Raw genomic sequence first — 21,027 nt, 5'->3', positions numbered from 1 at the left:
TCAACCCCCGAGTTCGCCGTAGAGGCGCAGTCGCGCGAGTCCGCCGTCGGGGTAGATATCCAGGCGGACCTCCTCGACCGAGGCCGCCATCGGCGCGACCGCGAAGCGATGCCTGGTGTCGGGTAGCAGTTCGGTGCGCGGGAGCAGTTCGAGTTCGGTGCCGTCGGTGGTGCGGCCGGTGAGCCGGGCCGAGCCAGGGCTATTGCCGAGGAAGTACGAGGTATCGATCTCGGCGAGGCGGATGAGGCCGGGTCCGGCCAGCCGGATGCGCACCCAGTCGTTGCTGTCGTCGCGGCGGCGGGCGGTTTCCCAACCGTCGCCCATTTTTCGTGCCAGGCCGGGGTAGAGCAGCTGGTTCGGCGAACTGTAGAAACGGTTGGAGCAGTCGAGGACCAGGGCGCCGTTTTCCAGCGCGGCCAGGTCCAGCGGGCCGAGACCGAGCAGCTCCGGATCGGGCCTGCCCTCGCCGTGTACGCGCAGCCGGGCGACGCCCCCGTCGGGGTGCATGGTGAGTTTCACATGGGTCCAACGGTTTTCGTTCTCGATCGCGAACGGATTGCGGCTGTCGCCGGTTACCGGGGCGCGGTCGATCAGCGCCACCCAATCGTCGCGCTCGGCGATGGTTTCCGCGGGCGGATAACCGTCGATCTCGAGTGCGGAAACCGAAACCGCGGGCGGATAGTTGCCCTTGAACCAGGCGGTATCCACCACGATGCCGCGGATCACCCCGGGCACGCCCAAGCGCACGATGGCCGAGTCGTCACCGGGGCGGCCGCGGTGCCTGCGGGTTTCCCAGCCGTCATAGATCTGACCCTTGTGTCCGAAGGTCGACGGGCGGTATTCCGACGGACCCGGGTTGATCAAATTCTCCTTCTCCGCGAAGAATTCGTCATCGGCCCAGATGACCGATCCGCCGAGCGGCCGCACCGCGAGATCGGGCAGCAGCGTGAAATCCGCGTTCAACGCGCCTCCTGCGTCGTCGTTCACAGCGTCTCCTGTGGAATCGGCTCGCGCGCAACGAGCGCCCGCAGCACCTCGGGAGTCAGTTCCGGCCCGAGCGCACGCAGTTCATCGACGGTGCGTGCGCCGCAGTTCACACCGCGTAAAACGGTGGCCGCCAAGGCTTCCGCGGTGGCGGGCTCGTCCATGACGCCGCCGGAGCGCCGGCCGAGGTAGGCGACCAGACGGGGAACCGCGACGTCGATGGCGCGGCGGAAGAATTCGTAGGTGGCCAGCCAGCGGGTGATCAAGTGGCCCGGATGCATATCCCAGCCCTGGTAGTAGCCGAGGCGCAGCGCCCGGCCGACGAGCCGATGATGGTTGCGCAGTGCCGATTCCGGATCGCGGTCCGGCACGATCTGGGTGGAGCCGTCACAGATCCACACCCCGGTTTGGGCGGCGGCCACCTGCATGACCGACTTCGCGTAGTCCGCCGCCGGATGGTCGAGCGCCTGATCGGGCGCGGCGATACCGCACGCGGCAGTGTAGTCGTAGGTGCCGAAATGCAAAGCACTGCAACGGCCTTCGGACATACTGAGCATCTTGGCGATCGGGGCGCTGCCGTCGGCGGCGATAATCGCCTGCGGGCTCTCGATCTGCAGTTCGAACCGCAGGGTGCCCGCAGCGAGTCCGGAGCCGCGCTCGAGCCCGTCACACAGGGCGACCAACGCTGAAGCCTGTTCCGCCGCACGGATCTTCGGGACCGTGAAGACGAATCCCGCGGGCACACCGCCCGCGGCGTCCAAGACCAACTCGAGGGTGCGCAGGGCGCGAATGCGTTCGGTGCCCGCCAGACCCTTCATCCGAATGCCGAGACTGGTCGGGCCACCAGGTTGCTTCGTCCACTCGGCGAGTGCCGTCCCCGCATTGGTGGCGGCCTCGTCCTCCTCGGCGTCCGCACGGAAGCCGTAACCGTCTTCGAAGTCGATACGCAGATCCTGGATCGGCCGCTGCTCGAGTCGGCCGCGCACGGCGGGCAGCGCGTCGGTGCCGTCGATTCCGGTGAGCAGGTCGTGCTGGCGATCGAGCAGCTCGATCGCGGCCGCACCCCACTCGGCGGGGGTCGCGGCAGTGGCCCGGTCGGCCGGGACGTAGGCGGTGTGGATCGGCTGGACCCGACCGTCGGGGCCCGGGTACCGGGTCCGCAACTCGGCGTCGACCGTGTCGAGCATCGCGTCGATGCGAGCGCGGACATTCTCGGGTAGCTGTCGTGAACTCACCCCTGGTCTCCTTCCTGAAGGGCGCGCCAGATCCGGTCCGCCGTCATCGGCAAACCGGTCTGTCGTACCCCGACAGCATCGCGGATGGCGTTCGCCAGGGCGGGGGCAACCGGGTTGTACGGGGATTCGCTCATCGACTTGGCGCCCAGTGGGCCCAGGTCATCGGCGGTTTCGGCGAAGTAGACCTCGGTGTGCGGCAGATCGGCGAACTGCGGGATGTGATAGTGCCGCAGCGTCCTCGTGGTTACCTCGCCTTGCGCGGAGCGCATGTCCTCGTAGAGCGCGGTGCCGATGGCCTGCGCGACACCGCCGACCACCTGACCGCGGCACTGCGCCGGGTTGAGCACCGTGCCCGCGTCGGCGGCTTGGACCGATTGCAGGATGCGCACCAACCCGGTGTCGGGCTGCACGGCGATCCGGAATGCCTGCACATTGAAGCTCACCGAGCGCGGGCTGCCCGCGTGTTCGCCGTGTCCGGACAACTCGCCGTCGGCCAGGAGTTCGGTGGCGTCGATCAGCCGATCGCCGCAGCGGACGCCATCGGCCACCAGCACGCACTCAGCTTCGGCGCGACCGGTCAACTTGGCGGCCCGGACCAGGATGTGCTCACGCAGTGCCACTGCCGCGGCGTAGGAGGCCTTGCCCGCGACGGTGATGCCGGTGGACCCGAAGGCGCCGGTGTCGTAGCCGACGACGTCGGTGTCCGACTGGCGGATCACGATGCGGCGCACGTCGGTGTTCAGTGCCGTAGCCGCGAGTTGAGCGTGCACGGTTGTGGTGCCATTGCCGAATTCGACTGTGCCGACGCGGAGTTCGTAGCGACCGCCGGGCAGCAGGGTGACAGTCGCTTCGGAGCGGTGGCCGCGCGGCGGGATGGTCGCGATCATGGCCAGCGCCATACCGGTGCCCACCCGCCAGTCCGGACCCGGTGGGCGAATCCCGTTGCCGCGCAATAAGGCTCGTTCGGCAAGGTCGAGACATTGATCGAGGCCGTAGCTGCCGAAGTCCAGATCGCTGTCGCTGACTTCCGCGCCGACGAATGCGTCGCCGGGGACGATGACATTGCGGCGGCGGAGTTCGAATGGGTCGATATCGAGTGCGCGGGCCAGTTCATCCAATGCCGACTCGACGCCGAAGATGATCTGTCCGAGACCGTAGCCGCGGAATGCCCCCGAGGGAACGTTGTTGGTGTAGACCGTCTTGGCCTCGACGCGCTTATTGGCGCAGCGGTAGACCTCGATGGATTCGCCGACGCCGTGGAACAGCACGCCCACACTGTGATTGCCGTAGGCCCCGGCATCTGCGAGCACGTCGATCGACAGTGCGGTCAGTATGCCGTCGGCATTCGCGCCCGCGGTGACCGCGACTCGCATCGGATGACGGCAAGTGGCGCTGGTGAATTCGTCGGAGCGGGTGAATTCGTATTGCACGGGTCGACCGGTTCTCAATACGGCCAGTGCTATCAGATCTTCGGCCAGCATTTCCTGTTTGGCGCCGAATCCGCCGCCGACGCGCTTGGCGAATACCCGCACCCGGTCACGCGGTAGGCCGAAGATCTGGCACAGTTCGTCGCGCACCAGGAACGGGACCTGCGTGCTGCAGCGGACGACCAGCCTGCCCTCGGCGTCCAACCAGCCGATACCGCCGTGGGTTTCCAGATGTACGTGCTGGCCGCGGGGCGAATGCCAGACACCACTGACCACGTGCGCCGCCGCGGCGAGGCCCGCCTGAACGTCGCCTACCTCGCCCTTGATCTCAGCGATCAGGTTGCGTTCGGCATCGGCGATGCGAGCCGAATCCGGCTTATCAGCATGCAGTTTCGGAGCTTCCGGCAGCGATGCCTCGGCCGGATCGAATACCGCGGGCAGGATTTCGTACTCGACCTGTATCGCTCGGCAACCCGCGCGAGCGATATCCAGGCTCTCCGCCACTACGGCGGCGACCCGCTGTCCGACGAATCGCACCGTGCGATCCAGCACGTAGGTGTCATCTGGGTCGTCGACTCGAAGTTCGTGGCGCGCAGTGGAAAAGGCGATATCGGGAGCGTCGGCGTACGTGAGCACCGCATGTACGCCCGGCAGGTTTTCGGCGGCGGAGGTGTCGATGGCCACGATTCGCGCGTGCGGGTGTGGGCTCGGTAAGACGGCGATATGCAGTGGGCTCGTGGGCGGCGCTGTGGCGGCATCCACATCAGTGGCCGCATCCCGCGGACGGACATCGAAGGTGAACGGCTCTGTGCCGGTGACGATTCGTGGTCCGGCGGGCGCACCGACGTCGGTGCCGGCGTGTCCATGGGCGCAATGGCCCGGACGGACCTCCGCCGCGGCGTTGATCCCTGTGCCACCTTCAGAACTGTGGACAGGGTCCTTCGCCTGGTCAGGCCCAACAGTCGCACCAATGTCAGGAGGCGTACCCAGCGCATCGGCGATCGCGCGATATCCGGTGCAGCGGCAGAGGTTTCCCTTCATGAGTTCCGGTAGCGCAGCGGGATCCGGGGCGTTCGGGCCACCGCAGCCGAGCCCTGCGGCGGTGACCGCCATGCCCGCGGTGCAGAAGCCGCACTGGAAAGCGGCGGAGTCGACGAAACGTTGCTGGACCGGGTGCGGTTCCTCAGGGGTGCCGAGGCCCGAGGCGGTGGTTATGGTGCGGTCGGCCGCGCGGTAGGCGGGAATGATGCACGAGTGCACGGGGATTCCGTCGAGTTGCACGGTGCACGCACCGCAATCGCCCGCATCGCAACCTTTCTTCACCGCGAAACAGCCGTTTTCGCGCAGTAAGGTACGCAGGCATTGGCCCGGACGCGGTTCGGCCTGTACCGACTTCCCGTCGACCTCGAATCTCATTGTCCATCACCGACTTCGGTGCGTAGCTCGGTCGCAACCGCACCGGCGAGCACCCCGGCGACATGGCGACGCCAGTCCGGCGCTCCGTGCGGATCGTCGAACCAGAGCGTCGGGTCGATGGCCGCTACCGCACCCCGGACCTCGGCAGCACCGGGCGTCCCATCGAAATCCAGCACTATCGGCCGAGTCGTCGCCGCGGTTATGGTCAGCGCGCAGCGGCCGTCCACCTCGCGGCGGCCCATCACAACCGCACCGGAACGGCCTAGTGGAGCAAGCGCGATCTTCCGAAACGCAGTGCGCGCGTGCAGACTTCGAACCGGAACGTCGATCGATCGCAACACTTCACCTGAGGCGAGCACATTACGTCCCGGCCCGAGCACGAACTCCCGCAAGGGAATCCGCCGATCGGAACCATCCGGTGACCACACCAGCGCGACGCCGTCCAACGCCACCAACGCCCCCGATACCGCCCCGGCGGGCAACGACAGGCACACATTCCCGCCCACCGTCGCCGTCCGCCATATCTTGTGCGATGCCAGCAACGCCCGACACGACTGCGCGAACAACGCCGTCCCCGGCCAGTCCGCCCGCATCATCTCCACCCCCAACTCCCGCCCTGCCCCGGCCCCCGACAACTCCGCCAACGTGCAGGTGGCCGCGATCTCCAACCCCTCGCGCGTCTCGGTCAACGCAGGCCACCCGAGCGCGCTGATATCGACGAGTCGATCCAATTCCTCCTGCGGCTCGGAGAACAAGAACGTCCCCCCGGCGAGCACCCCACAGCTCCCGCCCACAACAGCCAGGTCAGCCCGCTCCCGCGCCACAATCACATCCCGAATCGTGTCCAGATCCACGCCACACCTCGCTCCACTACCGCTGCCGCCACAGTAGAAGCCGTGGGTTGCCGCGATGTTGCGCGGCAACCGCCCCAGGTTGCGCGGTCGTTACTCGCCGAATCGAGCACCCACGCCCGCTGAACCGCGCAGTCCGAGACATCTGTGTTCCAGTATTCAGCAATACCGTCTGATCAGGCCATTTGCCTTGATCCGCGACAACCTGCCGGACCGTCGAGCGCGGCTCAGTGCCCGCAGGACTGTCAATCGGACATGGCGGACCACCGCGAGTTGCGACAACAGGTCGAGTACGGGCTCGAAAACCTGAGGCGGGAACGACAGCGTCAGGATGTGGACACGAACCGCCAGATCGTCGGAGTGCACAGCGATCTCCATTGTGCGTGTGAACAGGAAATCGTCGAGCAGCACTGGATCGGCGACCAACACCACAACGCGGTCGGCCGGTTCTGCCGTCAGCGCCGTGTGCTGCTGAACGATCGCCGATTCGACCTGCCGGCCAGGGTCTTGCCGCCTGCTGCCGCAACCTCGCCCCTAGCGAATACGCAAGCTGATCTCCGTCCACATCGGCGTCGAACGCCAGCGCGCGGCCGAGAACCCGTCACCCACGAAACGCAGATCGATGCCACTGGCCCGCGCGGACAGTTCCGCGGCCATTTCGTGCAGCGCCCACTCCACCCGCGCCGGTTTGTCCTGCAACGCGTCGGCCAGCAGTTCTACCGGGGCCGGAGCGTCCACAATGAGCACTCGGCAACCGACAGCGGCTGCGTAGCAGGGACCTCGGCCTCAGCAGCCAGGACGTGCGCGGCCTCGAAGACGGGTCGATCGGCCCGTCCGGCTCTCGCGCTCGGCTATGGCTCCGATCACAACCGAGTCCTGGTCAATCGACCGAATTACATTGCGGCACTAGACTATTCAGTCGATCGTCCAGTGTGAAGACGTGTAGATCAGATGGTTTCCAGGGGTGTTACTGGCGATCTTTCCGCGATAGAATTCGAACATGCTTTCGAACAGTGGGGACACCGAGGAGCGAGCAGCCGGCCCGCTGCTCGCTGCGGTCTCCGAACTGCTCGAGCGGCCGTTGGCCGAGTTGGCGGACAATGATGTGCTCGATCTGATGCGGGATGTGGAGCGATGCGCACGCAAGCTCACCGCACTGCAGCACCGGCTGCTGGTCGAGGCCGATGAACGCTCGATCCCCGCGCACACCGGGTCGAAGACACTGAAGCGGTTCCTGATGCAGACACTGCGGTTGTCGAGCGCCGATGCCGGAAGTCGGGTGCATGCGGCACAGTGGGTCGGCGCATCCCGCGATATGGGCGGAGAACAGTTGCAGCCGCAGTTACCCTGCACCGCAGGCGCTTTGGCGCGCGGTGAGATTTCCGCCGACCATGTGCGGGGTATCGCTCATGTGATGAACCGCGTGCCACGCGGGGCGTCCACCGAAGATCGGGAGGCGGCCGAGCAGATCCTGGCCGAGTTCGCCCGGTCGGGGTCGCCGGACGATATCGGCAAGATCGGCGACCGAATCCTGGCCCATCTGGACCCCGACGGCCGACTCACCGATAACCACGATCGAGCTCGCATGCGCGGAATCACAGTCGGCCGGCAACGGCCGGACGGGATGTCACCGATCCGCGGGGAGATCGATCCGGTGCTGCGAGCATTGCTGGATCCGATGCTGGCCAAATATGCCCGCCCTGGCGTATGCAATCCCGAAGACCCCGACAGCCCCGCCATAGACATCGACGCCGTGGATTCCACCGCGCTGGCCGATGCGGCGCGGCGCGATCACCGCAGCGCCGCGCAGCGCAACCACGATGCGCTCACCGCCGTGCTGCGGTCCGGGCTCGTCGCCGAGGATCTGGGCAGCCATCGTGGCCTGCCGGTAACGACGATCCTGACGATGAAACTCGACGACCTGGAGCAGATGTCGGGTGTGGCGACCACCGCCACCGGTGGAGTGGTGCCGATCCGGGACGCGCTCGCCCTGGCCGAGCGGTCGCAACCGTATCTGGCGGTATTCGATCATGCGGGCTTGCCACTGCATCTCGGCCGGATGAAACGACTCGGGTCGCGGGCGCAACGGCTGGCGCTGATCGCCGCCCTGCGCGGCTGCTCACGCCCGGGCTGCGACGCACCGGCCAGCCTCTGCGCGGTCCACCACATCCTGGACTACGGCAAGGGTGGACGCACGGACATCGATAATCTGGTGCTGGCCTGCGACGCGTGTCATGCACTCGTGCACGATGGCCCGGGCGGCTGGAAAACCGTTGCCGAGGGCAGGGATTCGGCGTTTCCGGGCCGCACCGCCTGGATTGCGCCCGAGCACATCGACCCCACCGGCACCCCGACGATCAACCATCGCCATCACGCCAACGAACTGCTCGCCGCCGTGCTGACACGCATCCACACCCGCAACGAACGCGAACGCGAAGCCCGCAGACGCCGCGAACGCGAACAACACCGGCAATGGTTGCGATCTCGATCCCAGCCGGACACCGGCACCGCCGCGTCTACCCCCCGGCGGATAGCAACGGCAGCCTGCCGGGGCGCCCGTGCGCCTCAGCAGTGCTAGGGATGCTGTCGTCCGGTGAAACGATTCGCACGGCACAGCGCTGTCCAGACGGCATCGCGCGGCTGTCCAGACGGCATCGCGCGTCGGATATCGCGTGATCATGCACGGATGGGAGAGGGTTGGCATGCCGCGGGCAACTACTGGATCAACGGTGGCCGCGGCACAGCGCGTAGAAAGCCAATGTAGAAAGCCGATTAGGAAACAGCAACGGCCCCAGTCGAATACACGTCAGACTGAAGCCGTTGCCCGTGGTCGCATCGGGGAGCCGCTACGCCGTCGGGTGAACTCACCGTCTTGCACGCCTGCTATAAAGGCATCCCACTCGGCCGAAGCGAAGACCAGCGCTGGACCGGTCAGTTCGTGGAGTCGCGAACGCCGCCGCCGCTGGTCAGCCAGGCGACTTCCACGCATTCCGAGCTGGCCTGGCTGTAGCTGCTCTTGAATCACGCAGCACCGGTTCGTTTGCTGCCCACTGTTGATACTCCTTTGCCGTCTTCCTCAGCAGTGCTCTGCGGCGATGTTGTCCAGTGAAACCTGAAAGGGAAACGGCCCCAGTCCAATACACGTCAGACTGAAGCCGTCGCCCCTGGTCGCGCCGGGGGGCCGCTACGCGGTCGGCCGACCGAACTCACTGTCTTGCACGCCTGCCATGAAGGCATCCCACTCGGCCGGAGCGAAGATCAGCGCCGGGCCGGTCGGGTTCTTCGAGTCGCGAACGCCGACGCCGCCGTCGCTCAGCCAGGCGACTTCCACACATTCCGAGCCGGCCTGGCTGTAGCTACTCTTGAACCACGCAGGACCGGTAAGGCTCACGTCCACCGTTGATACCCCTTTGCTCTTCCTCAGCCAGCGCTTCGGCGATGGTTTGATCGAACTATGAAAGGGACACGGCCCCAGTTCAATACGCGTCAGACTGAGGCCGTTGCCCGTGGTCGGATAAAGGAACCGCTAGACCGTCGGCCGACCGAACTCACCGTCTTGCACGCCTGCCATGAAGGCATCCCACTCGGCCGGAGCGAAGACCAGCGCCGGACCGGTCGGGTTCTTGGAGTCGCGAACGCCGACGCCGACGCCGCTCAGCCAGGCGACTTCCACACATTCCGAGGCACCCTGACTGTAGCTACTCTTGAACCACGCAGCACCGGCAAGCTTCATGTCCACTGTTGATACTCCTTTGCTAACTTCCTCACCAGCGCCCTGCTTTCCACGGGGTTCAGCGCGGCATCATGCAAAGCCACCGACACCGCACAATAGCGTTCGACGTCAACCTGTTTCTGAAGGTAGACATTCGCGGTGACCAGGCCTTCGACGTAGACCACCGTCGGTTCTACCGGCCTGCCCTTGCTATCGATTCCGAAATCCATAATCACGAACGGGCCGGGTAACAGGCCCATCGGCATCCCGGCGGCGAAGGGCAATATCCGCATCTCCACGTTCGGCCATGTGCTGGCTTCGGCCAGATGACGCAGTTGATCACTCATTACCTTCGGGTTGCCGACTACCCGTCGCAACGCGGATTCGTGCAGTACGACATCCAACGTGACCGGTTCGACCCTCCTCCTGATGATCGCCTGTCGTTTCATTCGGACTTCGACGGCGCGTTGGACGTCGTTGTCGCTCTGATCACGGAAGAAGTTGCGAATCATCGTCCGTGCATAGTGGCCTGTTTGCAATAGCCCCGGAATAAGCTCCTGGTACGAAACCATGTGCCGCGCTGCACCTTCCAACTCGACGTAGTTGTCGAAGTTGCCAGGCAGCACATCGCTGTACTCCTCGTACCAATTCTCCACGGCCGCTTGCTCGGCCAGATGTTTCAGCGCAGCGATCTCTTCCGCACTGCGCTCGTAGATCTCGCACAGATGCTGGACGATGCGGACACGAATCTTGTCGGCCGTGCCCTTCTCCAGCCGGTGCAAGGTGGTCGTCCCGATCTCCACCAGCCTCGCTGACTGCGCCATTGTCATCCCCACCGCTTCGCGATGCTGGCGCAACATGCGCCCCAGCTGTCGCCGGGGCAGGGTGCTGTCTTCCTCGGCCATCTCTGGTTACCCCTCGTTGGACGGAATGTCGGACAGCAGGGAGCGGAACCAGTTTGCCATAGTTCGCGGAAACGTCGCTGGCACAACGAAAAACCTCCGATGAATTTCCAAGTCTCCGTTGTGCCTGGTCAGAGTTGCTGATGTCGTTGTCTCTGCGCGGCACACGGTGATAGCAGGGAGCAAACCGCATCGTTCGCGAGACCCGCCAACCGATGCTCGAGGGCGATGCGGGTCTGACACCGCCGAGTGCCGCGCTTCAACCGACCGTCACACCAGTGAGGTTCACACCCATGTCCCGGACGACAACGACGAGGTCGGCTTTTCGGTGTCCGCCGACCGGCACGCGGACTACCGAAGCGCACGCCACGAACGTCACAACTATGATGAAACACCAAGTGGCAGAACACATTACACACGGACCAGACCTGCCGAAGGCTACCGAATTCGTGGGCGGTCACGTATACGGACCGGCACCACTCGATACGGGCGCGGCGGCCAGGGCCCGCGGGGTATGGACATGATCGTGACGCCACCGCAAGTGTGCGGGTGCGCCGATGTCGAGCTGGCGCACGAACTACTGCGCGCGCACCTCGCCTGCCGAGTCGCCCGCTGCGTGTGGAAGGCAGCGGCGTACTACACCCTGATCGACGCGGGCCGACTCGTTCCGCAGACGGCGACGCCGCGGGAACGTGCCGCCGCACGGGGAATCGCGTTCCCGCCGTTGGACAGTGAGCCACTCACCCGGAGCGGACCGACGGTACAGACACTGCGCGAGGTCTTGGACAAGCTCTCCGAGCTGGCGCAACCGATCCCCCGCGCGGACATCACCCAGGGCGGCTACAACCACCCCTCCGCTAGTGGGTGCGGATGAGCAAGCACCGCACAGAGGTCGACGGCTGGGTATCGGAATGGCTGATCGACCACCATTGCATTCGCATCATATTGGTACACAACCAATCTGAACCCAATCCACTTATTTCGGCCGGCTCGCCCACCACCGCGCCGGATCTGGCTCGGCTGCGTGAAAAGTTCCCGGACTTGTCGCCACTGTGGGATGCGATACGCCACGAGTATTGGGCGGAATTCTTTACAACCCAAGAACATTCACAGGGCACGATATGACGGCTCCAACGAGAGTTCTCCTCGTTCGAGTACGCGGACAACTCTGATCACCTCGACACGGCCACGACCGCGGCACCCTGGCGTGGATTCAGCCGGGACCTCCATTCGCCCAATAGATTCCGGCGAACAGCGGGCTGAAAGGACGAAAAGTCTCACGCCGGATGACAGGCAGAAATTCTGACAAACCCGCAACGAAAGGTACTCGGTGACTCACGATCCAGAATCCGCACGAGTACACCTGCTCACGGAGCGTGCCACACGGGCAGGCTACCAACTGATACGCGACCCCTGGCCGCCATACGCCTGGATCCTGCTGGACGCCGAGGACGGCGAACCGCTGCACTCGGCAGCGTCGCTCGACCTCATCGAGCAATGGCTGACCCTGTGAGTGCCCACGAGACGCTCGTGTCCTGTGTCGGGCTGACGACACGGGTGTGATTGATCACCGCAGTGCTTGATATGTCGGTATTTGGCACTAAGTTCGAGCCGCGCGGCTCAGCGCTTCGGTCGCCGTGGTCGTGTCATCTTTCGCATTGCTGACTACACCCTCAGTCGGAAGGTTCCGGCCATTAACCAGCACATGGTGCCCGAGGTCAACGCCGATCTCGACTCCTTCGCATCCCGCACCCCGAACGGGGCCGCCTTCTGGCGCCTCGCCGCCGCAGATTTCGGGCTGTCCGCCGACGAACGGTCGGTGCTGCAGCGCACGTTCCATGATTCGACCGAACTGGATAAATGGCTACCGTCCGGCAAGACCTATCGACAGCGGGCTTATGGCTGCTACGGGCTTTCGGTAGCCGATATGCATTTCACCCCCATCGATGAACCGCCGCCGTATATGCAGTCGGTCGACGTCAATCCGCTGGCCGGCGGCATCGAACGCAGGTTCAAGCAGATCGAGCCGCGGCATCCGGCGACCGAGCCGACCAGGAAGATCGCGGCCGTCGTCGCCCGCTCGCTGGTGGCGGCCGGTGTCCTGTCGGCGCGGCACACCCCCGAGGTGCTAGTAGACGCCCACTACATGGCCATCACCGCACCGGGTGAGCCGGCACCGGAGGGTAAGCACCGCGACGGGCTGATCGCCGGATCCGCACATTTGATCGAGCGCCGAAACCTGGCGAAGGGCACTGGTATCTCGTCCATTTACGACGGCGCCGAACCGGAGGTCGAGCTGGCGTCATTCCAGCTGAGGCGGCCGCTGGACTCCTACGTCTTCGACGATGAGCGTGTCCAGCACTTCACCGACGAGATCCGGCGCAGGATCCCTTTCGTGCGGGCGTATCGAAATGTCCTGCTGCTCGGATTCAGAAGGTGTGACTGACTCGATCGAGAAGATGATCGGCGCCCTGGACCGACTGCTCCCGGAGGACGAGCTCGTGGCCATCGCCTCCGAGCTGACCGCCGTCGCATCCTTCACCGGACAGGAGACGCCGTTGGCGGTCCGGGTCCAGAAAACCCTCGCCGACAACGGTATTCATACCTTCGGACAGGAGGTGCAGCCAGGTCGATTCCAGACGATCGGCCTGCTGGGCCCATTGCATGCAACATCGGCGCTCATGCTGAACGGACACCTGGATATGGATCCGCTGGGCCGCGATCACCCGGACGATCCGTTCACCGCGCGACGAATCGGCGACCAACTGTTCGGGGCCGGCCTACACAATATGAAAAGCGGTCTCGCCGCCATGATCGGCGCGGCAATCGCCGTGCACCGCAGCGGAATCCCGCTCCGGCAGGGTTTGCTGTTGGAGTTCGTGGTCGGCGAACTTCAGGGCGGGGTCGGCACGAAGCACGCATTGCGGTCCGGGCTCACAGCGGCGGCGGCCGTGGTGCCCGAGCCATATTCGGTCCGTCGCGTCATCACCAGGACGGCGGGCGTCCACAAGTTCGCCTTGGTTGTTCGCGGCCGCAGCGCCCACACCAGCAGGCCGGACGAAGGTGTCGACGCCATTGCGGTGCTGCGGCAGGTTCTCGACCTGCTCGACACGGCCGACATCGGACTGCGCAACCAAGACTTTCCACCACTGCCGCGCATGCAGGTCGCGAGCCTGCTGGCGGGACGTGGTGAGGGACATGATCTTTCGGGCATCTCCTACTGCGCCGACAAGGCGACCGCCCTCATAGACCTGCGCTACCCACCGCCGTATGAGCCCGAGGACGTGCACGCGGCCATCGACGCCGCACTCGACCGCCTGCGCCCACGGTTTCCGACGGCCACGGTCCACCTGGAACCTCCGGTCGACCCGCAGTTCCGGGTCAGCGGGACGGATATGCCGCCGATGGACATGTCCCCCGACTGCGCCGTCGTACGCGACATCGCCGAATTACTCCCCCTGGTCTCGGATTTCCACGTCGAGGAGACCGGGCTCGCGCTCCCGTATTCGTACTGCGGCAACGACACCACCCACCTCAGCCGGGCGGGCATCGAATGCTGTCTATTCGGACCGCGCGGAACCACGCCGGACACCGAACATCACGTGCTGATCAGCGAAATGTCCGCTTGCGCCCGCACACTCGCCGCGCTTGCGATCAGGCGCTGCGCATGACGCGGATCAGTCGCTGCGCATCCGAATTTCGGAGGTGATCTGTTCACCGTGCCGCACACCGGTGCTCGCGTAGAGTTCGAGTGCCTGGGAAAGCAGTTGTTCGGCCAGCTCGGCTTGCCCGGTCTTGACCGCGACCGTGGCCAGGCCGCGCAGCGCATCGGCGCGCCCCAGCGGATCACCGATCCGTTCGGCGATCAGCTGGGATTCCTCGTAATACCTTTGTGCGCCACGGTATTCGCCGAAGTGCCGCTCGATATGCCCGAGTCCGCGCAGCGTATCCACCTGGCTGAACCGATCGTCGATCTCGACCGCGATGTCGTATGCCTGCTGGAACATGCTGCGAGCCTTCTCGTAGTCGCCGGTCTTGCGCGCGATATTGCCGAGACCCCACAGCGTCCATCCCTCGCCGTACCTGTCGTGGATGCGCTGGGCGATCGCCATTGCGTCGTCGAAGTACTCGCGGGCCGTTTCCTGCTCCCCGACCAGCCTTTCGATGTGACCGAGCCCCCGTAGCGCGTCGCCCGCCAACCTCCGGTGGTTCATCTGCTGCGCGATGCGCAGAGCCTCGCTGTAGAGGTGCTTGGCCTCGGCCTGTTCGCCCAGTCGCCGGATGACCTCGGCCAGACCCCATTGCGCGGTAGCCACCCGGATGGGGTCGCCGATATCGCCCGCGATGGCGAGCGCTTCCTCCGAGTAGCTGCGACCGGTCCGATAGTCCGAAGCCACCCAGGCCACATGCGCCAGCCCCTGTAGAGCGTCGCATTCGGTCGGCTGATTGGCGATAGACCTGGCCATTTTCAGCGCCTGTCCGAAGTAATCCCGTGCCTCCGCATGATCGCCGGTGCTCCTTGCGGTTTGGCCGAGCTCACAGAGGATGGCAGCCTCGGTATTCTGATCCGCCAATTCCAGTGCGATGGCCCTGGCCTGCTCGAACGCCGCCCCCGCCGCCGCGTGGTGGCCCATGAGGCGGTCGACGCGACCGCGGCCGACCAGGGCCCAGGATTCGGCGCGGCGATCGTCGACTCGGCCCGCGATGTCCAGGGCGCGGCCGAAGAGGCGGTGGGCCAGGGACCAGTGGCCGGTGCCGGAGAGGTGCGAGGCCAGGCGCCGGGCCAATTCGGCTGCGTCTCTTGTCGGTTCGGCGGCCTGCACGCAGCCCTGCAGCATCTCGCGTTCGCGAGTCAGCCATTCGCGCGCTCGGATCGCGTTATCGGAGGGGTTCCAGAGGTGTTCGCTGCCTGCGGGATCGAAGATCTGGTGGGTGCTGGCCTGACGTGCGACGGCGAGGCTTTCGCCGACGAGACGATCGATGACGGCGGCGTGCTCGGCGGGTGAGTCCTCGCGTTCGGCGTGCATACGGGCACACCATCGGGTGAGGTCGTGCATTCGGTAGCGGTGACCACCGCGACCACCGGAAGACGGGTCGAGGAAACCGGCCTCGAATAGCCTGCGCACCATCATCATTCCGTCACCGAGCGGTACCGAGGCCATCGTCGCCATGGCCTCGGCGGTGATCTCAGGTCCCGGAAACCAGCCCAGCAGGCGAACCGCCCGTTGATGTTTCGGATCTTGCAGGCGCTCGTAGGACAGCTCGAAGGCGGCACGCAGCGACTCGTCTTCGGCGGCGAATTGATCGAAGAGGTGTTCGGCCGCCGAGTCGGTCGCGCGACGATCCACCGACGCCTCCTTGATCCGCGCGGTCAAACTGGCGATATCGGCCGCGCTGTCGGCGAGCATCTCTTCACCGTGGTGAGCGATCTGGCCGCCGATCAGCCTGATGGCCAACGGAAGTCGGCCCGCCGTCTCCAGGATCAGGCGTACCGCGCGCTTGTCGTAGCCGGTGCGCAGATTGCCAAGTTTGACGAGCAGTTCCTCGGCCTCCTCCCACCCCATCACCTCCAACCGCAGCGGTGTGGCACCGGCCAGGCCGGTGAGGTTGCTGCGGCTGGTGATCAGGACGAAACAGCCGGGGGCCTGTGGCAGTAGGTCTTTCACCTGCGCGGTGTCCAGGACATTGTCGAAGACGATGAGCATGCGGCGATCGCTCATGGTGGTGCGCCAGCGGTTCGCCCGCCCGGCCAGGTCCATTTCGATGGTTTCGCGGGCGACCCCGACCTGCAGCAGGAGCTGCTCGAGTACGTCGATGGGTTCGCGCGGATCGCGGCCGAGGGTGTAGCCGTGCAGGTCGACCCAGATCGTGCCGTCCGGGTAATGCCGGCCGAAGGCAGCGACGGCGTAGCGCGCCAAAGCGGTCTTGCCGATGCCGGTCAGCCCGACGATCACATGTACCGCGACCGCGCCGCTGCGCAGGTGTTCGGTTACGCGGTCACGCAATTGGGCCTTCGGGCCGTCGCGGCCGGTGAAGTGCGGTACCTCGGCGGGCAGGTCACCACCGGCGGGCACCGGCACTCGGCCGATTGCACGCCGGGCCACCGCTTCGTGGTACTCCAGCCGTTCGTGTTCGGGCATATGGGCCAGGTCGGCGATATCGACGAGTTGGTCCCAGGTGGTGCCGTAGATGGTGGCGAGATTCTTCAGGACGCGGACCGTCGGCCGTAAACCGGACGGACGCTCCGGTTCCTCATCGAGAGCGACACCGTCACGACTGAACGGCCACGCCTCGTATTCGGAGATCCGGCTGGCCTTCATGGCCGCGGTGGCGCTGTCGGTGAGCTCGTTGTACCGCTCGGCGACCACGCCCTGGGTCAATTCGTTGGCGTAGCGCCAGGCGGCGCGCGGTCGGTACCCGCGCTGACGCAGTTCGGCGGCAAGGGGTTCCAGCAATTGCTGATCGGTCAATCCGAGATCGGCGAGGCGCTCGCGCAGGCGTCGGCGATCCTCGGCACTGACATTGCCTCCGGGACGTCGGCGGGCCTGGCGACCTGCTCGATCCATCGCCCCACCCTCCCCGCATCCGATGCGCCCGACCGACAGTACTGCGCGCCACCGGAGAACCGAAACGCCGACTGTGATTAATTCCTTGGTATCAGCCGTATTTCCGCTGGTCAAGTGCGTCGGTCGGAGTGAAGAAATCACCTTTGCCACTGGGATCGCGCCACGCCGAGGCGAACTGACACCGTAGAGGGCAGCAACTGAACAATGTGACAAGTCGCAGCGGATGAAAGGGGTTCGCGCGATGCCGATTACGACCACGGAATGGCTCATCACCAGCGATGTGGCGCACGAGGCGGCCTTCCGGATCGATCTGCCCGAGGCCGGCCGCGGCAAATGGCTGCTGTCGTATCTGCCGAGCGAGCGCCGACTGACGCGGGCGCAGGCACTGGCGGGAATGGTTGTGGCGGAAATGATTCTGATGGATCAGTTGGATCCGTCCGGTCGGTTCGACCAAGCGATCGCCGAATTGCATGCGGCCGAACTGGGTCTCACGCTGCACGAGGTGATGTGCCTGCTCGCGCTGCGAGCGCGGCTGGAATCGGATCCGGAGCACGAGATCGAACACGCCACCGCCCTTGCCTGAAGGCCAACTGGCGCTGCGGGTTCTGCGCCGGACCCGCGGCCGCCGCGGCCGCCGTCATCGAGGGGAGGACGGCGGCCGCGGATCGAGACACCGCGACCTCGCTCGGGGCGCTGCTGCAGGTTCGAGCGCTGCGCCAACCGCAGACCTCAGCCTGCCTTCGCGACGAGCGCCGCCTGTGCCCGCGCGACCTCGCCGCCGATCTTCTCCTCGTCGACAGTGCGCACCTCGCCATCGCGGACGACCGTGCGCCCGTTGACGATCAACGCCGCCAGCGGCGGGGCCGAGCCGAGAATCAATGCGGTCACCGGGTCGGCAATGCCCGCGTGGGCGGGCGTATCGAGCCGCCACAAAGCGAGATCGGCGAGTTTGCCCGGTTCGATCGACCCGATTTCGGCGGCCCGCCCCAGCACCCGCGCACCGCCGATAGTGGCCAGCTCCAGAGCTTTTCGAGTGCTGATCGCGCGCGGCCCACCCTTGGCCCTTGCGTAGAGCAGCGCATTGCGCGGCTCCTCGATCATCGAACTGGATTCATTGCTTGCGGCACCGTCCACGCCGAGTCCTACCGGCACACCCGCCGCGATCAGATCGGCCGTGCGCGCCGTACCCGCCCCGATCCGCGCATTCGAGGTTGGGCAATGCGCGACTCCGGTGCCGGTTTCCGCCATTGTGCCGATGGCAGCGTCGTCCAGGTGGATGCCATGGGCGTACCAGACATCCGAGCCGAGCCAGCCGAGGCGCTCCATGTATTGGGCGGGCGTGCAGCCGAATTTATCCGCACAGAACTCGGCTTCATCGATCGTCTCGGCCAGATGGGTATGCAGGCGTACGCCGAGATCGCGTGCCAGCACGGCGGATTCGCGCAGCAACTCGGTGGTCACCGAGAACGGCGAGCACGGCGCGAGCGCGATCCGCAGCATCGAGTCGAATGACCGATCATGCCAGCGCGCAACGGCATCCGCGCTCGCGGTGAGAATGGCGTCGAGGGACTCCACCACCTCGTCAGGCGGCAGCCCACCCGAACTCTGCCCGAGATCCATCGAGCCGCGCGTCGGATGGAATCGCAACCCCACGGCGGCGGCGGCGGTGATTTCCGCGCCGAGCAGGTCGCCACCCACGCGCGGGAATAGGTAGTGATGGTCGGTGGACGTGCTGCAACCGGTCCGGGCCAGCGCGGCGAGCGCACCGGTCGCGGCGACGCGAACCGCGTCTTCATCGATGCCCGCCCAGATCGGGTAGAGCGTGGTGAGCCATTCGAACAGCGTGCTGTCCGCGGCCAGCCCCCTGGTGACCCACTGATAGAGATGGTGATGGGTGTTCACCAGTCCAGGCGTGAGCAGGCAGCCACGGCCATCGATGCGGTGCGCGTCCGCGCCGAGATCGGGCGCATCACCCGCACCGACCGCGGTGATCCGATTGCCCCGCACCGTCACATACCCGCGGCGGTATTCGGTGCCGTTCGGATCGACGGTCGCCACGGCGCACCCGTCGATGACCGTCGTTGTCGTCATATGCCTACGGTAGCCATGCGGGCCCGGCCGCCGGGGCATCTTCCCGCTGCACAGTGGCATGGATGAGTCCGTAGGGCCGGTCGTCGGCGTGAAAGACCTCGCCGTGGTTCTCGATGCCGAACCGACCGAGGTCGTAGTCGAAATGATGCTTATTCGGCGCGGCCAGCCGGATTTCGGCGAGCACCGGAAAGGCCTCGAGTGCGGCCTTGCCCATTTCGAAGAGCGTCTGCTGCATAGCCTTCGAATGCAGCGTCGCGAAGACCTCGACCATCCGCTGCCGGACGCCCGCGTACACCGCATCCCAGTCCACGCCGGTCGTGGCGGCGAAACGCCACTGCGCGACGAGGGAGGTCGCGAGCATCCGGTCGTGCGTCGGTGCGAGGACGGTGAAATCGTCGGTGAGGAAGTCGGCGAACTCCGAGCCGGTCGACTTGAGGATCACCAGATCCTTTACCCCGCCGATGACCCAGGCCTGCTGCCGGTCGTCCTTGCCCGACACCGTGACCGACGCGGTCCGCACCTGCGAACCCTGCCGCACCCAGGTGTGATCGTGCTCGCTACCGTCGACGGTGACCCGCTGCCAGGCATACTCCTCGACCTCGACGCGCGCACTGTCCACCGGCGCGATGTCGTCTACGAAATGCGCGGCGAGCGTCAGCGCATAGTCTTCGATCGGTTGCAGCCCAGGCTTTTTCGCATACGCGTAGGCGGTCTGCTTCTGGGTATCGGTGGGCAGCACCTTGGACTGGTCACCGGCGACATAGGCATCGGCGAAATCGCCGCGCAGCACCGTGGATACGTTCACATCGCGGATTTCGTGACGCGGCTGGTCCCGGTAGATCCGGACGATGCGGTTCTCCGCCTTTCCGTACCGGTTGTCGGTCAGCACGATCGGCCCGGTCAGCTCCATGAATGGCTCAGCTCCCTCGGTAGGTGGAAAAGGCGAAGGGCGACAACAGCAATGGGACGTGATAGTGCCGCTCCTCGATGACGACGAACGTGATGGCAACCTCCGGATAGAACGATTCGACCCCGCGCTCGGCGAAGTAGGCGCCGGTATCGAATACCAGCCGATATGTGCCGGGTGGCAATGCGGCACCGAGCGAGGCGATCCGGCCGTCGTCATCGGTGGCTCCGGATCCGAGCACCTCGGTGTCCCGATAGAGCGCCACCGCGATACCGGCCGCGGGCGCACCCGCGACGGCATCGAGCACATGTGTGCTGAGCGTGCTCATGACTGTGCCTCGCCGGCGCTCGGCTCCGTCATGACCACGGAGGTGGCTGTGCTGACTGTTCGCTCGCTCATCCGGCATCACCGGCCAACAGCCGTGTCAACCGAATCCGATTGATCTTCGCCAATTCCGTTCGCACAACGCGCCTTTCGGTATCCGGATCATTTCCGAGCCGGGCGTTGAGCAATTCCAGCAGCTCGTGCCCGGACTTGCCGGTCGCGCACACCAGATAGATATGGCCGAACCTCGCCTCATAGGCCAGATTGCCCTGGGCCAGCCCCGCCCGCACCGCATCCTCGGCCCAGGCAACCCCGGCCTGCTCGCGCGCCGATGCCGCGGTATCGGGCCGTGCGCCGATGCGCGGATGTCCGTCGAGTGCGCGATCGATCTGCGCCTCGGACAATTCGGCCAGCACCGCATCGGCCGTATCGAATACGGCATCGATATTCGCGTACGGCCGCCCCGCGACCAGCGCACGAGCCCATTCCGGCGCGGCGCAACACTCGAGCAAGGCCGCATTCGCCTCCGCTTCGGGCAATGCGTTGAATTCCGCGAGGCCCAACCCGTCGGGTGTCATCGGACCAGCATCGAATACGACCGACCCGGTCGCC

At 65.7% G+C, this 21,027-nt stretch carries 22 protein-coding genes; 7 read left to right on the top strand and 15 right to left on the bottom strand.

The features are described 5' to 3' along the window. The 6 genes from alc to ACQPYR_RS04230 form a co-directional block, all read right to left on the bottom strand. On the bottom strand, nucleotides 1–987 hold the full coding sequence (gene alc, locus ACQPYR_RS04255; RefSeq protein WP_433627860.1) for an allantoicase: 987 nt from the start codon (nucleotides 985–987) through the stop codon (nucleotides 1–3). Continuing rightward, nucleotides 984–2,171: a DUF6986 family protein gene (locus ACQPYR_RS04250; RefSeq protein WP_433635005.1), complete on the bottom strand. Its 1,188-nt coding sequence runs from the start codon at nucleotides 2,169–2,171 to the stop codon at nucleotides 984–986. The genes alc and ACQPYR_RS04250 overlap by 4 nt, the downstream gene beginning before the upstream one ends. 44 nt (nucleotides 2,172–2,215) lie before the next feature. Beyond that, on the bottom strand, nucleotides 2,216–5,062 hold the full coding sequence (locus tag ACQPYR_RS04245) for a molybdopterin-dependent oxidoreductase (RefSeq protein WP_433627857.1): 2,847 nt from the start codon (nucleotides 5,060–5,062) through the stop codon (nucleotides 2,216–2,218). Continuing rightward, nucleotides 5,059–5,916, bottom strand: coding sequence for an FAD binding domain-containing protein (locus ACQPYR_RS04240; protein ID WP_433627854.1), 858 nt, complete (start codon nucleotides 5,914–5,916; stop codon nucleotides 5,059–5,061). Before ACQPYR_RS04240 ends, ACQPYR_RS04245 begins: the two co-directional genes overlap by 4 nt. Nucleotides 5,917–6,072: 156 nt before the next feature. Further along, nucleotides 6,073–6,339, bottom strand: a complete 267-nt coding sequence (locus tag ACQPYR_RS04235; RefSeq protein WP_433627852.1) for a hypothetical protein — start codon at nucleotides 6,337–6,339, stop codon at nucleotides 6,073–6,075. Nucleotides 6,340–6,447: 108 nt separating this feature from the next. Further along, complete coding sequence (locus tag ACQPYR_RS04230) at nucleotides 6,448–6,660, bottom strand: hypothetical protein (RefSeq protein WP_433627849.1); 213 nt, start codon at nucleotides 6,658–6,660, stop codon at nucleotides 6,448–6,450. A 253-nt stretch (nucleotides 6,661–6,913) separates the two neighbouring features. Between ACQPYR_RS04230 and ACQPYR_RS04225 the strand changes: the two genes are divergently transcribed. After that, nucleotides 6,914–8,491 (top strand): DUF222 domain-containing protein, encoded by a 1,578-nt coding sequence (locus ACQPYR_RS04225; protein ID WP_433627846.1) that lies wholly within the window; start codon nucleotides 6,914–6,916, stop codon nucleotides 8,489–8,491. A gap of 228 nt (nucleotides 8,492–8,719) precedes the next feature. On the opposite strand, the gene ACQPYR_RS04220 is transcribed toward ACQPYR_RS04225, so the two are convergent. The 4 genes from ACQPYR_RS04220 to ACQPYR_RS04205 all read right to left on the bottom strand — a co-directional run bounded on the left by ACQPYR_RS04220 (nucleotide 8,720) and on the right by ACQPYR_RS04205 (nucleotide 10,530). After that, on the bottom strand, nucleotides 8,720–8,938 hold the full coding sequence (locus tag ACQPYR_RS04220) for a DUF397 domain-containing protein (protein ID WP_433627843.1): 219 nt from the start codon (nucleotides 8,936–8,938) through the stop codon (nucleotides 8,720–8,722). A 159-nt stretch (nucleotides 8,939–9,097) separates the two neighbouring features. Then, on the bottom strand, nucleotides 9,098–9,310 hold the full coding sequence (locus ACQPYR_RS04215) for a DUF397 domain-containing protein (RefSeq protein ID WP_433627841.1): 213 nt from the start codon (nucleotides 9,308–9,310) through the stop codon (nucleotides 9,098–9,100). Between the two features lie 129 nt (nucleotides 9,311–9,439). Continuing rightward, nucleotides 9,440–9,646, bottom strand: coding sequence for a DUF397 domain-containing protein (locus tag ACQPYR_RS04210; protein ID WP_433635004.1), 207 nt, complete (start codon nucleotides 9,644–9,646; stop codon nucleotides 9,440–9,442). Beyond that, a complete protein-coding gene (locus ACQPYR_RS04205; RefSeq protein ID WP_433627838.1) occupies nucleotides 9,643–10,530 on the bottom strand; it encodes a helix-turn-helix domain-containing protein in 888 nt (295 codons plus the stop codon). Before ACQPYR_RS04205 ends, ACQPYR_RS04210 begins: the two co-directional genes overlap by 4 nt. 523 nt (nucleotides 10,531–11,053) lie before the next feature. Here ACQPYR_RS04205 and ACQPYR_RS04200 point away from each other — a divergent pair. The 5 genes from ACQPYR_RS04200 (at nucleotide 11,054) to ACQPYR_RS04180 (ending at nucleotide 14,198) form a co-directional block, all read left to right on the top strand. Continuing rightward, complete coding sequence (locus ACQPYR_RS04200; protein WP_433627836.1) at nucleotides 11,054–11,401, top strand: hypothetical protein; 348 nt, start codon at nucleotides 11,054–11,056, stop codon at nucleotides 11,399–11,401. Next, nucleotides 11,398–11,652, top strand: coding sequence for a hypothetical protein (locus tag ACQPYR_RS04195; RefSeq protein ID WP_433627834.1), 255 nt, complete (start codon nucleotides 11,398–11,400; stop codon nucleotides 11,650–11,652). The genes ACQPYR_RS04200 and ACQPYR_RS04195 overlap by 4 nt, the downstream gene beginning before the upstream one ends. A gap of 205 nt (nucleotides 11,653–11,857) precedes the next feature. Beyond that, the gene (locus ACQPYR_RS04190) at nucleotides 11,858–12,040 is read left to right on the top strand and encodes a hypothetical protein (protein ID WP_433627832.1); all 183 of its coding nucleotides are present in this window, start codon (nucleotides 11,858–11,860) and stop codon (nucleotides 12,038–12,040) included. A gap of 192 nt (nucleotides 12,041–12,232) precedes the next feature. Further along, nucleotides 12,233–12,973, top strand: coding sequence for a 2OG-Fe dioxygenase family protein (locus ACQPYR_RS04185; RefSeq protein WP_433627829.1), 741 nt, complete (start codon nucleotides 12,233–12,235; stop codon nucleotides 12,971–12,973). Next, nucleotides 12,966–14,198 (top strand): M20 family metallopeptidase, encoded by a 1,233-nt coding sequence (locus ACQPYR_RS04180; RefSeq protein ID WP_433627827.1) that lies wholly within the window; start codon nucleotides 12,966–12,968, stop codon nucleotides 14,196–14,198. Before ACQPYR_RS04185 ends, ACQPYR_RS04180 begins: the two co-directional genes overlap by 8 nt. Nucleotides 14,199–14,204: 6 nt before the next feature. Here the strand turns inward: ACQPYR_RS04180 and ACQPYR_RS04175 are convergent, their stop codons facing one another. Further along, a complete protein-coding gene (locus tag ACQPYR_RS04175) occupies nucleotides 14,205–17,093 on the bottom strand; it encodes a tetratricopeptide repeat protein (RefSeq protein WP_433627824.1) in 2,889 nt (962 codons plus the stop codon). Between the two features lie 241 nt (nucleotides 17,094–17,334). On the opposite strand from ACQPYR_RS04175, the gene ACQPYR_RS04170 reads away from it, so the two are divergent. Continuing rightward, nucleotides 17,335–17,676, top strand: coding sequence for a hypothetical protein (locus ACQPYR_RS04170; RefSeq protein ID WP_433627822.1), 342 nt, complete (start codon nucleotides 17,335–17,337; stop codon nucleotides 17,674–17,676). Between the two features lie 146 nt (nucleotides 17,677–17,822). Here ACQPYR_RS04170 and ACQPYR_RS04165 read toward each other — a convergent pair whose 3' ends face one another. The 4 genes from ACQPYR_RS04165 to uraD all read right to left on the bottom strand — a co-directional run bounded on the left by ACQPYR_RS04165 (nucleotide 17,823) and on the right by uraD (nucleotide 20,993). Then, nucleotides 17,823–19,184, bottom strand: coding sequence for an 8-oxoguanine deaminase (locus ACQPYR_RS04165; RefSeq protein ID WP_433627820.1), 1,362 nt, complete (start codon nucleotides 19,182–19,184; stop codon nucleotides 17,823–17,825). A 4-nt stretch (nucleotides 19,185–19,188) separates the two neighbouring features. After that, the gene (pucL, locus tag ACQPYR_RS04160) at nucleotides 19,189–20,094 is read right to left on the bottom strand and encodes a factor-independent urate hydroxylase (RefSeq protein ID WP_433627817.1); all 906 of its coding nucleotides are present in this window, start codon (nucleotides 20,092–20,094) and stop codon (nucleotides 19,189–19,191) included. A gap of 7 nt (nucleotides 20,095–20,101) precedes the next feature. Further along, nucleotides 20,102–20,419, bottom strand: coding sequence for a hydroxyisourate hydrolase (gene uraH, locus ACQPYR_RS04155; protein WP_433627814.1), 318 nt, complete (start codon nucleotides 20,417–20,419; stop codon nucleotides 20,102–20,104). A gap of 67 nt (nucleotides 20,420–20,486) precedes the next feature. Next, a complete protein-coding gene (gene uraD, locus ACQPYR_RS04150; protein ID WP_433627811.1) occupies nucleotides 20,487–20,993 on the bottom strand; it encodes a 2-oxo-4-hydroxy-4-carboxy-5-ureidoimidazoline decarboxylase in 507 nt (168 codons plus the stop codon). Between the last annotated feature and the right edge of the window lie 34 nt (nucleotides 20,994–21,027).

The organism is Nocardia sp. CA-120079 (assembly GCF_050955745.1).
Lineage (GTDB): Bacteria > Actinomycetota > Actinomycetes > Mycobacteriales > Mycobacteriaceae > Nocardia.
Note: the sequence above shows the minus strand (reverse complement) of the source record. Positions and strands in the feature narration are given on the sequence as shown.

Coding starts and splice junctions, on each gene's coding strand:
- ACQPYR_RS04250 (WP_433635005.1), bottom strand. CDS start 2,171: ATGCTCGACACGGTCGACGCCGAGTTGCGGACCCGGTACCCGGGCCCC.
- ACQPYR_RS04245 (WP_433627857.1), bottom strand. CDS start 5,062: ATGAGATTCGAGGTCGACGGGAAGTCGGTACAGGCCGAACCGCGTCCG.
- ACQPYR_RS04225 (WP_433627846.1), top strand. CDS start 6,914: ATGCTTTCGAACAGTGGGGACACCGAGGAGCGAGCAGCCGGCCCGCTG.
- ACQPYR_RS04210 (WP_433635004.1), bottom strand. CDS start 9,646: ATGAAGCTTGCCGGTGCTGCGTGGTTCAAGAGTAGCTACAGTCAGGGT.
- ACQPYR_RS04205 (WP_433627838.1), bottom strand. CDS start 10,530: ATGGCCGAGGAAGACAGCACCCTGCCCCGGCGACAGCTGGGGCGCATG.
- ACQPYR_RS04195 (WP_433627834.1), top strand. CDS start 11,398: ATGAGCAAGCACCGCACAGAGGTCGACGGCTGGGTATCGGAATGGCTG.
- ACQPYR_RS04185 (WP_433627829.1), top strand. CDS start 12,233: ATGGTGCCCGAGGTCAACGCCGATCTCGACTCCTTCGCATCCCGCACC.
- ACQPYR_RS04175 (WP_433627824.1), bottom strand. CDS start 17,093: ATGGATCGAGCAGGTCGCCAGGCCCGCCGACGTCCCGGAGGCAATGTC.
- ACQPYR_RS04170 (WP_433627822.1), top strand. CDS start 17,335: ATGCCGATTACGACCACGGAATGGCTCATCACCAGCGATGTGGCGCAC.
- ACQPYR_RS04165 (WP_433627820.1), bottom strand. CDS start 19,184: ATGACGACAACGACGGTCATCGACGGGTGCGCCGTGGCGACCGTCGAT.
- pucL (WP_433627817.1), bottom strand. CDS start 20,094: ATGGAGCTGACCGGGCCGATCGTGCTGACCGACAACCGGTACGGAAAG.
- uraH (WP_433627814.1), bottom strand. CDS start 20,419: ATGAGCACGCTCAGCACACATGTGCTCGATGCCGTCGCGGGTGCGCCC.
- uraD (WP_433627811.1), bottom strand. CDS start 20,993: ATGACACCCGACGGGTTGGGCCTCGCGGAATTCAACGCATTGCCCGAA.